This window comes from Thermoleptolyngbya oregonensis NK1-22 (genome assembly GCF_032705245.1).
Taxonomy (GTDB): Bacteria; Cyanobacteriota; Cyanobacteriia; order Elainellales; family Elainellaceae; genus Thermoleptolyngbya; species Thermoleptolyngbya sichuanensis.
Genome location: NZ_CP053540.1, coordinates 4,059,762 through 4,072,801, shown reverse-complemented (window position 1 = coordinate 4,072,801; position 13,040 = coordinate 4,059,762). Strand labels below are relative to the sequence as shown.

Annotated in this window: 10 protein-coding genes; 6 read left to right on the top strand and 4 right to left on the bottom strand. The window is 57.3% G+C overall.

Going from position 1 to position 13,040, the window contains the following annotated elements:
• The first annotated feature begins 230 nt into the window (after window positions 1–230).
• From pstC to pstB, 3 genes are all read left to right on the top strand, one after another.
• Window positions 231–1,166, top strand: a complete 936-nt coding sequence (pstC, locus tag HNI00_RS17080; RefSeq protein ID WP_316787819.1) for a phosphate ABC transporter permease subunit PstC — start codon at window positions 231–233, stop codon at window positions 1,164–1,166.
• Window positions 1,163–2,083, top strand: a complete 921-nt coding sequence (pstA, locus tag HNI00_RS17075; RefSeq protein ID WP_316787817.1) for a phosphate ABC transporter permease PstA — start codon at window positions 1,163–1,165, stop codon at window positions 2,081–2,083. Before pstC ends, pstA begins: the two co-directional genes overlap by 4 nt.
• A gap of 88 nt (window positions 2,084–2,171) precedes the next feature.
• Window positions 2,172–2,972 carry a phosphate ABC transporter ATP-binding protein PstB gene (pstB, locus tag HNI00_RS17070; protein ID WP_172357215.1) on the top strand — a complete coding sequence of 267 codons (801 nt, stop codon included), beginning with the start codon at window positions 2,172–2,174 and terminating at the stop codon, window positions 2,970–2,972.
• A 23-nt stretch (window positions 2,973–2,995) separates the two neighbouring features.
• Here the strand turns inward: pstB and HNI00_RS17065 are convergent, their stop codons facing one another.
• Window positions 2,996–3,256, bottom strand: a complete 261-nt coding sequence (locus tag HNI00_RS17065) for a hypothetical protein (RefSeq protein WP_316787814.1) — start codon at window positions 3,254–3,256, stop codon at window positions 2,996–2,998.
• Window positions 3,257–3,836: 580 nt separating this feature from the next.
• Here HNI00_RS17065 and hemE point away from each other — a divergent pair.
• Together hemE and HNI00_RS17055 are read left to right on the top strand one after the other, a co-directional pair.
• A complete protein-coding gene (gene hemE / locus HNI00_RS17060; protein WP_172358065.1) occupies window positions 3,837–4,898 on the top strand; it encodes a uroporphyrinogen decarboxylase in 1,062 nt (353 codons plus the stop codon).
• Between the two features lie 225 nt (window positions 4,899–5,123).
• Window positions 5,124–6,167 carry an NAD-dependent epimerase/dehydratase family protein gene (locus HNI00_RS17055; RefSeq protein ID WP_316787810.1) on the top strand — a complete coding sequence of 348 codons (1,044 nt, stop codon included), beginning with the start codon at window positions 5,124–5,126 and terminating at the stop codon, window positions 6,165–6,167.
• 125 nt (window positions 6,168–6,292) lie between these two features.
• Here HNI00_RS17055 and HNI00_RS17050 read toward each other — a convergent pair whose 3' ends face one another.
• Both HNI00_RS17050 and prfC read right to left on the bottom strand, forming a co-directional pair.
• Window positions 6,293–8,584: a M48 family metalloprotease gene (locus tag HNI00_RS17050; protein ID WP_316787808.1), complete on the bottom strand. Its 2,292-nt coding sequence runs from the start codon at window positions 8,582–8,584 to the stop codon at window positions 6,293–6,295.
• A gap of 242 nt (window positions 8,585–8,826) precedes the next feature.
• A complete protein-coding gene (gene prfC / locus HNI00_RS17045; RefSeq protein WP_316787806.1) occupies window positions 8,827–10,455 on the bottom strand; it encodes a peptide chain release factor 3 in 1,629 nt (542 codons plus the stop codon).
• 254 nt (window positions 10,456–10,709) lie between these two features.
• On the opposite strand from prfC, the gene HNI00_RS17040 reads away from it, so the two are divergent.
• On the top strand, window positions 10,710–11,048 hold the full coding sequence (locus HNI00_RS17040) for a DUF4870 domain-containing protein (protein ID WP_172358061.1): 339 nt from the start codon (window positions 10,710–10,712) through the stop codon (window positions 11,046–11,048).
• Window positions 11,049–11,211: 163 nt separating this feature from the next.
• On the opposite strand, the gene HNI00_RS17035 is transcribed toward HNI00_RS17040, so the two are convergent.
• Complete coding sequence (locus HNI00_RS17035) at window positions 11,212–12,837, bottom strand: S8 family serine peptidase (protein WP_316787804.1); 1,626 nt, start codon at window positions 12,835–12,837, stop codon at window positions 11,212–11,214.
• Between the last annotated feature and the right edge of the window lie 203 nt (window positions 12,838–13,040).

Below are 13,040 nucleotides of genomic sequence, written 5' to 3'. Positions count from 1 at the left end.
TGGAAGACGGAAGTTTTGTAGCTTCCTGCTTAGCTCACTGGATAGTGCTGCGTGTGATTGAGTTTTGCGATAAAGCGGTTAACCCAGGATGCCTCTTGAGGTGTCTGGCTTCTCATTTCGCATCAAGCAGTTGCTTGGGGTATCCCTGACTATTTGTCAGCAGTTGTCGGCATATCGGCATATCTGTTTTTTGGATTGGTGTCCTTTGTTCTCTTTACAGGCTATCTGGCATGAATAGCGGCTTACCCAGCGAACAATCATCCGGGCTTTGGCAGCCAAATCGCCAGCGCAGCAAAAGAACCGAAGGTATTGTGAAATTTATCTTCGGTGCTTTTGCTCTGATTTCCGTGGTGACGACTTTTGGTATTGTTCTGACCCTTATTTTTGAAACTTTTGAGTTTTTCCAGGAAGTGCCCTTCTGGCGGTTTTTGACCGATCGCCAGTGGACTCCTCTATTTTCCAACGCTCAGTACGGCATTTGGGTGCTGATTAGCGCCACGCTGCTGACGACGGGGATTGCAATTTTGGTAGCGTTGCCCTTGGGGCTGCTGGCGGCGATTTATTTAAGTGAGTATGCCAATCCTAAGATTCGGAAGTGGCTGAAGCCCGCGCTGGAGATTCTGGCAGGTGTGCCCAGCGTGGTGTTTGGTTATTTTGCGCTGCTCACGGTGACCCCGTTTTTACAACGGTTTATCCCTGGGCTACAGGGCTTCAACGCACTCAGCGCAGGTCTGATTCTGGGCGTTTCGATTATTCCCCTGGTTGCCTCGCTGAGCGAAGACGCGATCTATTCAGTGCCAAATAGCCTGCGTCAGGGGGCCTATGCCATTGGTGCGACCAAACGCGAGACAATTACGTCGGTCGTGGTTCCCGCAGCGCTGTCGGGCATTGTGGCATCGTTCATTTTGGCAGTGTCCCGCGCCATTGGTGAAACGATGATTGTGTCGTTGGCAGCCGGACAAAACCCGACGCTGGGCTTTAACCCACTGGTACCTGTGATGACGATGACAGCGTTTATCGTGCAGGTCAGTTTGGGAGATACGCCTGCGGGGTCACTGGCTTACAAATCTATTTTTGCGGTTGGGATGACCTTGTTCCTGATGACCCTGGTGCTCAACATCCTCAGTTTCTGGGTCGTCCGTCGTTTCCGGGAGAAGTACGAATGACAGTTCAAAATCCTCAGATTTCGGGCGACTTTTCGCCAGCGCGAGAGAGCCAATTTCAGCCCGCCATGGCACAGCGCTATCGCTGGGATAGAATCTTTAGGTTTGCAGCGTTAACGGCTATTGCAATTTCGCTGCTGGTTCTAGCGGTTCTGCTAATTGACGTGCTGACGGATGGTCTGCCCCGCTTGAATTGGCAGTTTCTTACCAGCTTTCCCTCTCGCCGTGCCGAGGAAGCGGGTTTGCTATCGGCGCTGGTGGGGTCGATTTACCTGCTGTTTATTGTTGCGCTCTTTTCCTTCCCAATTGGCATCGGTGCAGGCATCTTTTTGGAAGAGTTTGTCTCGGATGGCTGGCTTGCAAACTTCATCGAGATCAATATCTCCAACCTTGCGGGTGTGCCTTCGATTATTTACGGGCTGTTGGGTCTGGCGGCATTTGTGCGCTTGATGGAGCCGATTACGGGCGGACGCAGTTTGTTGGCTGGTGGACTGACGCTGGCGCTGCTGGTGCTGCCGGTGATTATTGTGTCTACTCGTGAGGCGCTGAGGACGGTGCCCGATAGTCTCCGGTTGGCGGGCTTTGCGCTGGGGGCAACACGCTGGCAGGTGGTACGGGATCAGATTTTGCCTCAGGCATTTCCGGGGATTTTGACAGGAACGATTTTGGCGCTGTCTCGTGCGATTGGCGAAACGGCTGCGCTAATTACGATTGGGGCGCTGACGTTTATTTCGTTCTTGCCGGAGTCCTGGAGAGATCCGTTCACGGCGCTGCCGATTCAGATTTACAACTGGGTGTCTCGCCCTCAGAAGCCGTTTCATATCAACTCAGCGGCCGGGATTATCGTGCTGATGGCGCTGTTGCTGCTGATGAACTCTGTTGCTATTTACTTGCGAAATAGGTTTCAGCGCAAGTTTTAGGTTCTTGGGATGGGGGCGATCGCCAAGTTGCCATTGCCCCAACGGTCGTTCTCTAACTGCTGCATTTGTTATTTGAGGTAGGTTATTCATGCAAGTGAGTTCTTCTGTCGATACGGGCACTGCCTTTAGGGTCGAAAAAACGTCCTATTTCTACGGCCCTGTGATGGCCGTGAAGGACGTATACATGGATGTTCCCGACCGCAAGATTACGGCGTTTATTGGTCCGTCGGGTTGCGGCAAAAGTACGGTTTTGCGCTGCTTCAATCGCTTAAACGATCTGATTCCGGGGGCCCACATTGAGGGCAAGATCACCTATCACGGTGTGGATATCTACGACCCCAGCGTTGACCCGATTGAACTGCGCCGTCGGATTGGGATGGTGTTCCAAAAGCCCAACCCCTTCCCGAAGTCAATTTACGAAAATATCGCCTTTGGGGCCCGGATCAACGGCTACAAGGGGGACATGGATACGCTAGTGGAGCGCTCTCTGCGGTCGGCGGCGCTGTGGGATGAGGTGAAGGACAAGCTGAAGGAAAGCGGCTTGTCGCTGTCGGGTGGACAGCAGCAGCGGCTTTGTATTGCGCGGGCGATCGCCATCGAGCCGGAAGTGCTGCTGATGGACGAACCCTGTTCGGCGCTGGACCCGATTTCGACGCTGCGGGTTGAGGAACTGATGCAAGAACTGAAGCAGGACTACACGATTATCATCGTGACGCACAACATGCAGCAGGCTTCTCGCGTGTCGGATATGACGGCCTTCTTTAACGCGCAGGCCACTGAAAAGGGCGGCAAGATGGGTTACCTGGTGGAATATGCACCGACTCAGCAAATTTTCAACAACCCCCAGCAGGTTGCCACGCAGGACTACGTGAGCGGTCGTTTCGGCTAGGTTTTGCTGGACGACTCTAGTCCTCACTGTTCGGGTTCGCCATTGTATTTCTCACGGCATTTCTCACGGCATTTCTCACGGTATTTCTCGAATTTACAGTTCTCAGGTTTGCCTTCAAAGCGCCTCTGGATGCGAATTTTGCAATCAGGGGTGTTTTGCTTGCTTGCTTGATTCCAGCAAAATTTATGGTTGCGTCCAGCTTTCATCCGGCTTTCATCCTGTTTGCATCCGGATGGTGTGATCCAAAGGGCATTTAGCTTTGGATCTTCTGTGTCATCTGGCATTCTGTTTTGATGACTCGGCTTGGGCGATCGCCCGTCTTTTTGCGTCTTTTTACTATTCGTCTAACCGGTCAAAGGGAAATTTGAGGAGCAATGCAAAGGGCGATCGCCTTCTAACGCAAAACTGGACATTTGCTCTGCGTTTTGGACACTATAGTCCTGAGGTTTCATCGTTAATTTTTGCGAATTTCGGAGCAGATTTGCATCAAATTATGCGTTCAAATTTTCTCTGAAACGCCCTTCCTAAGGAGAGATCTGCTTTGCTTTGTGCAGCGTGGAAAAGGGATTTTTGGGGTGCGCGATCGCGTATAATCAGACGTTACCGCTCAGTTGTGTGTGACTGACCTGCCGGAGTTTGTGCTTGACGAAAAGACGCTCTGGCCAGTTCACTTGTCGAGTGAATCTTGTCGAGTGAATCGAGTCAACCAGAGCGCGTTCATCCAGGCTCATATATTCCAGGCTCATTATTTTATGGCTAACCTCGCCATTTGCCTGGTCTTCTTACCCTCGCGCCAGCCATGCGGAGCGACAGCGCTAGTCCCCAAACCCTAATCCCTAACCCCTTTAAAAGAGAGACGTTTCAATGACAGGATCAACCCAAGTGCCATACTTGCTTCGGGCTGCGCGTGGAGAGGTGTTAGACCGCCCGCCCGTGTGGATGATGCGCCAGGCCGGGCGCTACATGAAAATCTATCGGGATTTGCGCGACAAATACCCCTCCTTCCGTGAGCGCTCGGAAACGGTTGACCTGGCAGTAGAAATTTCGCTCCAGCCCTGGCGAGCCTTTCGTCCCGATGGGGTGATTCTGTTTTCCGATATTCTCACGCCGCTACCAGGAATTGGTATTCCCTTCGACATCATCGAAAGCCGCGGCCCCATCATCGATCCGCCCATTCGCACCCAGGCGCAGGTCGATGCACTTCATGAACTCGACCCCGAACAGCATCTCAGCTTCGTCGGCAAGATTCTGCGGACGCTGCGGCAGGAAGTGGGCAACGAGGCGGCAGTGCTGGGCTTCGTCGGCGCTCCCTGGACGCTGGCGGCCTATTCCATCGAGGGCAAAGGCTCGAAGGATTACACCATTATCAAGAGCATGGCATTTACGGAGCCTGCGATTCTGCATCAGTTCTTGAGCAAGCTGGCAGATGCGATCGCCACCTACGTCTGCTATCAAATCGAAAACGGCGCACAGGTGGTGCAGATGTTTGACTCTTGGGCGGGTCACCTTAGCCCGCAGGACTATGACCAGTTTGCCCTGCCCTACCAGCAGCAGGTTGTGCGCCAGGTGAAGGCCAAATATCCCGACACGCCGATGATTCTCTATATCAACGGCAGCGCCGGATTGCTGGAGCGCATGGCACAATCGGGCGTGGATATCGTCAGCGTAGATTGGACGGTAGACATGGCCGAAGCGCGTCGCCGCCTAGGGCCGGCCGTAGGGGTGCAGGGCAACATCGACCCGTGCGCGCTGTTTGGGTCGCAAGCCTTCATCCGCGATCGCATTCTCGACACCATCCGCAAAGCCGGAAATCAGGGGCATATTCTCAATCTGGGCCACGGCATCCTTCCGGGCACGCCCGAAGAAAACGCCGCTTTCTTCTTTGAAACCGCCAAGCAGGCCGACAAACTGCTGGCGATCGCCTAGCGGCCTTTGTAGAGTGAACGCCTGGGGGGTGCATCCCCTTTTGTAACCCTCACCCTAAATCCCTCTCCCAAAGCGGGAGAGGGACTCCCAATCCGGCTCCCCTTCTCCCAAAACGGGAGAAGGGGTTGGGGGATGAGGGCAAACTTGCAGAACTGGGATGCGCCCACGCCTGGGTACATCGTGCCCAGGTTTTTACTTCGTTTCTTCACTCCGCCACCCCCACACATGACTCCGAAGCGAATCCTCCTTACGGGCGCAAGCGGCTGCGTTGGGCACTACATTGCTGACGTGCTGATTCATCAGACGCAGCACGAACTGTTTCTGCTGGTGCGAAACCCGCAAAAGTTTCGGCTGAGTGTAGACACGCGGCCGGGAATCCACCTGATCGTGGGCGACATGCGCCAGATTGAGCAGCAAAACAAGCTGCTGAAAACCATTAACGTAGCAATCCTCACCGCTGCCGTGTGGGGCGGGGCGCAGGATGTATTTGACGTAAACGTGATTAAAACCATCCGGTTGATGAACCTGCTCGACCCGGATGTGTGTGAACAGGTCATCTATTTTTCCACTGCCAGCATTTTGGATCGCGAGGGCAAGCCGCTCAAGCAGGCGGGCGAAATCGGCACCGACTACATCCGTGCTAAATATGCCTGCCATCAGCGGCTATCTAAGCTGGCGATCGCCCCCCAAATTACCACCGTCTTCCCCACACTGGTCTTTGGCGGCGATGACACCAAGCCCTACTCGCACCTCTCCGGCGGCATTACCGAGGTCACAAAATGGATCGGGCTGCTGCGCTTCCTCAAGCTCGACGGCAGTTTTCACTTTATCCACGCGCAGGATATTGCCCAAGTCGTCGCCCATCTCGTAGAACACCCGCCAGAACTGGGCGATTCCGGGACGGATTGCTTCGCGAATCGGCGCGAACTGGTGCTGGGCAGCGAGCCAATCACGGTGAATCGGGCGATCGCCGACATGAGCGCCTACCTGGGCAAGCGCATCTATTTCCGCATTCCGCTGACTCGTCGGCTGATCGATCTCCTGATTGTCCTCTTCCGCATCCAGATGGCCGCCTGGGATCGCTTCTGTCTGGGCTATCGCCACTTCACCTATCAGCACTTTGTCAACCCTAGCACCTATGGGCTGCCCATGCGCTGCGCCACGGTGGCCGAACTGCTGGCCGCCAGCGGTGTGCCCGGTTCCCGCGTGCCTCCAGTGGCGATCGCCCCCGCCCCGCTGGTCAAGGCAGAATCCGGCAGTGCAGAATAAGGGCACTCGTTCTGCGATATAGCATTCACAACAGTTTCACATTTTCACAATCACAGTTTCACAACAGGTTGAACAGTGGCTCAGAAAAGCTATAACCCAAAACCCAAAATCTAAAACCCAAAATCCTAAAAGCCCGTCAGGATGACGTAGAAGCCCCAGAGCGCAGCGGCGACCGCCACGAGCGTAGACCAGAGGGGGTGTTCGCTGCGGCAAACTGCGCCCTGAGTCGTTTGAATCGTTTCTACGTCGATCCAGGGTGTTGCGCCCCGGCGAAACCAGCCTGTAACCGTGACGGGGCGGCCAATCAAGCCGCTGGGGTGGCGACCGGGTGCGAGGAGGCTGCCCAGCGGGCCAAGGCGATGTGTGTGGTGCAGCCGGATTAGCCCCGTTTCGCACTGGAGCAGCAAGTCCTGGCTGGGCAGGGCGCAGATGCCGCGCTGACCCAGCAGCGTTCCCCGCAGTCGCAGCGGTTGGCCGGGTAAGGGAATTGGAGCGGGGGGCTGCATCAGTTCTACCAGAGACAGGTCGGTGGGAGCCGTGCGGGGAATGTCGCGAAAGAAGGAATTGATGCGGACAAACGTGCCGAAGCTAAAGCCCAGCAGCCCGCAGCCCAGCAGCAGCGTGCGATCGCCCCACATCCAGGTCAGCCCGCGCCAGTTGAACTGAGTGGCGACTCCGCCGACCAGCCAGAGGAAGAGCGCGATCGCCAGCCCAATGCCCAGCCCCAGGTATGGCGAGGCTTGCAGCAGCAAAGGACGACGTTCCTTCCAGGACAGACGAGGCGGGGCAGCGGGCGGCAGGTCGAGTTCGGGGAACAATCGCCAGTGCTGGGCATAGCGGCTGAGGTGCTGGAGGCGATCGCCCAAGGGGGGATGGGCATTGCTGACCGAGAGCCAGTGGCGGTGGGGATTTTGGCAATCCCACTGGAGCAGGTCGGGGCTGGGGTGCTGGGCGTAGAGGCTGCCCAGCGTGAGGGACGTTTTGATCCCAACGGGCATGAGCAGTTCCAGGCTTTCTAGCAGCGGGCTAGTCTGGCGCTGCTGGGCCACGGCCTGCGACAGGCCCAGGCTACATTTCAGCAGGGCACGGCTGAGGGCGTTGGGGTTGCCCGTCAGGTTAGAGGAGGCGCGATCGCTGTAGAACAGTCGCCGCCGCGAAAACCACAGCCCCACGGCCCGACATAGCCAAAAAAGGCCGTAGCCCAACAGGGAACCGGCCATCGCCAGAGCGCGTAGCCCGGCATTGCGCTGGGAATCGCCCCACTGCCCCAGCGCCCGATACAGCAGATAGGGCAGCAGCCCCACCAGCGTTACCAGTGACATCACGCCTGCGGTCCAGTGTTGCAAATGCCCGATTTCCCCAGCCACCAGTGCCGCAATCTCGTCATCCCGAAGCTGCGCCAACAGTCCACGACTGAGAACCAAATGCGACAGGCGAGGCAGCGATCCGTAGGTCAGCAGCAGCGGCGCGTCTGTGGGCAATAGTTCCAGCTTGGGCAGGGGGCGCTGCTGTTGGCCAAAGACTCGCTTTAGCACGCGGGCGGCTTCGGGGCTGGCTTGTTCCAGGGTGTCCATTGCCAGCGGCTGCATCTGGTAGGCTCGACGCAGCAACAGCGCCATCAGCCAGGGCAGGGCGATCGCCAGACCCAACAGACCGAGCAGCACCAGCGCCGCCGGATCGCGGTAAATGCTGTAATACCGAAGGTCAACCGGAAATGTGATGCGGGCAATCGTGTGGTTAAATAGCCAAAACGTCGCCAGCAACAGCCCCCGCAGCAAGGCGAACAGGGCGCTCGCCGTTCCCAGGCCCAGCGCCCACAGGCCCGCCCGATCCACCATCGGCAGCGGCGACCACTTCTGGGCGCGGCCGGCCAGCCGCCAGTCAATGGGCGTTGTTTGGACGGGGGCGATCGCCGTGTCGCTGGGCAGGGAGCTTGCCGATGCAGCGGGGGGATGGCTGGGCGATCGCAGCGGGCGGGTGGGAGGGCGACTGCCGGGTGCGCGAGTCAACCCTGCCGCGAGGTCATCTTCTGACGCAGGCCGGGCAGCGGCCGGGGGAGCGTCTAAAGACTGTGCCGATGCAGCCGCAGGTTCAGCAGCTTCTGGATGGCGCTGGGCTATCTCTGCCAGGGCTTTGGCGGCCCAGCGGCGAGTCTGCACATGGGAACTGTTGCTGAGGGTTTGACAGAGGGCGATCGCCTCCTGCACATTGCCCGATTTTTCGTAGGCCATCACCAGCCCCATTCGCGCCTTAAGCTGCACCGAGCGCTCGGCGGGCGTGCGAAACAGGCTCTCCAGATGGGCGATCGCCGTGCCATATTCCTGCCGCTTCAGCGCTGCCAGCCCCGCATCCAGCAGCGCCCGCGCCGCCGCGCCCGTGGACCCGGACGATACAGGCAATTTTGACCGCTCGCTCATATCCGCTCCTCGCTGGCGTGGCTCAAAGGATCATCTAGCCCAAAGGCTGAGTCAAGCGCTAAGGCTCGTTAAAATACTTTGCTAGTCGTGCGTTAGAGAAAGTTACACAATCCCTAACCCAAGCATAGGGGCTATTCGCAAACCGGCCCAGAGAAAAGTGCAACTTGGAAAAATGCAGCTTGCCTCTAGGCTTCCCAGAAAATACGGAAATTACACGCGATCGCGCGGTTATTAGGCTAAAATCACACTGCTGCGGGTTCCTGACCCGACGCAACCGGGGCGATCGCCCGCAGATCCAGTTCTGGATGCTCCCCTTCCACCTGCTGACAGTTCCACTCGTTTTTGAACAGCAGCACCGGACGGCCCCAGCTATCCTTCACCGTCACCGTGTTGAACAGGCGACCTGCCTTTTCCAGCGCTGGCCAGCCACCGCCCACCCAGCGGGCCACGCTATAGGGCAGCGGATCGAGCAGACTGTCCACGTTATATTCATTTCGCAGGCGGAACTGCACCACTTCAAACTGGAGTTGCCCCACGGCGGCCAGAATCGGCTCCCGCTTCGACTCGTCCGTGGAATACATAATCTGCACTGCGCCTTCTTCCCGCAGCTCGTTGACCCCCTTTTGAAACTGCTTGAACTTGCTGGGGTTGGGGTTTCGCAAATAGGCAAACAGTTCTGGCGAAAAGGAGGGAATGCCTTCGTATTCCAGCTTTTTGCCGTTGTAAATCGTGTCGCCAATGGCAAACATACCCGGATTGTTCAGACCAATCACGTCGCCAGGGTAGGCTTCATCGAGGGACTGCCGCCCCTGCCCAAACAGCTTTTGCGGATGAGACAGGCGCACCGTCTTGCCCGTGCGGGCGTGGTTCACCACCATGTCTTTCTCGAACTTGCCGGAGCAGACCCGGATAAACGCGATGCGATCGCGGTGCTTGGGGTCCATGTTGGCTTGCAGCTTGAACACAAACCCAGAAAATTCGGGATAGGTCGGGTCGATGTCGCCCTGGCTGCTGCGGCGAGAACCGGGCTTCAGCGCATAGTCCAGAAAGGACTCCAAAAATAGCTCCACGCCAAAGTTGGTCATGGCGCTGCCAAAAAAGACAGGCGTTAGCTTGCCCGCATGAACCTGCGCTAGGTCAAACTCTGTGCCCGCTGCCTCCAGCAGTTCTAGTTCTTCTTTGAACTGGTAATACAGGTCTTTTTCGAGCAGATCTTCGATGCGCGGATCGCCCAGATCCACCACAGTATCTTTGGCCTCGCGGCTGCCGTGGGCCGTACGCTCAAACAGGTGAATTTGCTGTTTGCGGCGATCGTAAACCCCTTTGAAGCGATCGCCCATGCCGATGGGCCAGTTCACTGCATAGGTTTGCAGCCCCAACTCCTGCTCAATTTCGTCCATTAGCTCCAGCGGCTCGCGCCCCGGCCGATCCAGCTTATTGAAAAAGGTGAAGATGGGAATGCCCCGCATCCGGCACACTTCAAACAGCTTGCGGGTTTGTGGTTCCAGACCCTTGGCTGCGTCCTCCAGCATTACCGCATTGTCGGCGGCGGCCAGGGTGCGGTAGGTGTCTTCGCTAAAGTCCTGGTGTCCGGGCGTATCCAGCAGGTTGATCGTGTAGCCGCTGTAGTCAAATTGCAGCACCGTGGAGGTGATGGAGATGCCCCGCTGCTGCTCCATTTCCATCCAGTCTGAGGTGGCGTGGCGCTGTGCCCGCTTGGCCTTCACTGCGCCTGCTTCGTGAATCGCGCCTCCATACAGCAGCAGCTTTTCGGTGAGCGTGGTTTTACCCGCGTCGGGGTGGGAAATAATTGCAAAGTTGCGCCGTTGGTCAACCGCAGTCGCAATTTCAGTTTGGAGGTCGGTGGTCATGCCAGAAAAGACTCAGAGCAAGTAGAGCATATACAGGAAGCAACCTTTATCGTAGCAAGCCAGCCCGAATCGTGGGCGATCGCCGGAAAAGCTGCCCCGTCTGGTGAAGACACTAGTATTCCTGACTCACACTCCTGATGCATAATCCTGAGTCGTAATCCTGAGTCATACGCCCGGCTCGTAATCCTGAGTCATACGCCCGGCTCATATTCTTAACTCGACTCCTCACATTCTTAACTCAACTCCTCACACCCATGACTGACCTCGAACAGCGCAAGCTCTATTCAGTTCTCTGCCACGGGTCGCAGTTGATTTGCTATTCGCTGGTATCGGTCGCAGTGCCCATCGTCTTGCTGCTGATTTCGGACGATCCCATCGTGCAGGGCAATGCCAAAGAAGCCATCAACTTTTACCTGACGGTGCTGATCTGGGGCGTGATTTTCCTGGTGCTGTGCTTCGTGCTGATTGGCATTCCGCTGCTAATTGGATTGGTAATTGTCAGCACAATCATGCCCATTATTGCAATGGTGAACGCTGCCACCAACCTGGAGCGTCCCTATCGCTACCCCTGCATCTGGCACTTTATCCAATAGGGGGTGTAGTAAACTCGTTAACCGATAATGGCTAACGAGTGTGGAGACCTGCATTTGGCCCTTTATCCAATAGCGGTATCCAATAGCGGTTGTAGGAGTGGTTGCAGGAGTGGTTGTAGTTTAGGCTCCCGATGTGTCGAAGAAGCTAGGGATTTGGCGATCGCTACTCTGCGGGAGCCGTCCACCAGGCCAGGGCATAGGCTTGGGTGGGCGTATTGACGCGATCGCGGTACACGACGCGAATCTTGTAGCGCCCCGTTGCGGGAACAGGGTGGAAGATATGCTCCACGCTGTCTACGGCGCTGACGGAAGACCAGATGCGATCGCCCTCCCGCTCATCCTCCGCCCGCATTAGATACACGTCCAGATTATTCAGCCCCTTGTCTTCAAAGGTCTCGCCGATATCGTACAGCCCGTTGCGGTTGGTGTCCTTCAGGTTCACCACGCGGTTCCAAGCGAGGGTGATGGCGACGTGGCTGCCTGCTACCAGCGGCCGCTCCAGCACATAGTCTCGATAGGCGGGCGCGTCTCGTCCAGTGCCAACGGTGCGATAATCCCAGCCAACAGGCGGCACAGGGGCATCGGGCGAAAACTGACCCGAACCGAACTGGATTAGCGACCGATAGGCGTGCAGATGGCCCGTGCCCATGTCGGCATCTAAGGGTTTGGCTTCGTCTGTGTAGGCATCGGAACTGAGCCAGTCGCGGTTTTGCTTGTTGACAGCGGTGCGGGTCATGCCCAGCATCAGGCCGTCGCCCCGGTCTTGAATCTTATCTGCCGCGTTCATCATTACCGCCTTCATGACCTCATGGCGGCGGGCATCCAGGCTCCAGTTGGGCTGCTGCTCGCGGATTTGGCGATCGCCATATTCCTGCAACAGCGCCACCATTGCCGTGACGTGCGGGGCAGCGAAGCTGGTTCCGGTTGCAGGGTTGCTGAGGCTGCCGTCGGGGTTGATGGTTTGAATATTGGTGCCGGGAGCCATCAGGCTGACCGAGCGGCGCGGGCCGACATTGGTCTCCGGTTCGCGGGCCCTGCCATAGATGGGCGGCGGCTCGCTCCCCAGGTCAAAAAAGCTGACCTTTCGATACACACCATTGACGGCGATCGAGTTCGACACGATCATGCCGTTGAAGTTGTCAGTGGGGATGGGGATGCCGCCTTCGCCCTGGTTGCCCGCGATCACGTACAGCACGTTATGCTGATTGGCCGACCAGTCGATGCACTGAGTCAGCAGGGCGTTGCCATCGAGCCGCGCATTGGGGCGTGGGTCCTGCGCCAGCGACTCGCCGAAGCTGAAATTAATTGCCCGCACGTCATCGCCGTTTTGCAGCGCCACGGTTTGGGAGGCGAGGCATTCCTGCGGCTGGCCGCCCCGTCGCTCGAAGCCCGCAGCGGCTGCGTATAGCTTTGCCTCTGGCGCAACGCCCTGCACCAGCTTATCGTTGCTCACCATGACGCTGGCGACGCTGGCCGCGTGGGGGTCAACGGTATCGTTGGGACGAGCTACCCCATCCCGAAAAAACACTTGGCGCACCCGCACCGCAAAGTTATTGGCAGCGGTTTTATCGAGGCCAAACAGGGCCGGGCGACCGATTTCTACCTGACCAATAGCAATCTTGCGGCCCATGAGGTTGTAAGGTTCGGACTGTACCCGCCGCGCATCGATGCCGCCTGCTTCCATCGAGGTCATAGAGGCAATGTAGGCGATCGCCGGAGTGCCCAGCAGCGACATCGCCATCCCCGCCATGACCCACCGCAGCCGTCTTGCCAGTCGCCGCTTCGCCATGAAATCGCTCTCCCAACAACAGCCTGAAAAGTAGATTTGCCTTACATCCTAAGGTCTGTCGCAACCAACGGCAACTAAAAGCGGCAACTAAAAGCGGCTACGAAAAGCGGCTACGAAAAAGGGCGATCGGCGTGCGATCGCCCTTTTCAAAAGAATTTTCAAAAGAATACGGGATGTGCAACTTTGCCGATTTCCCTCACCCT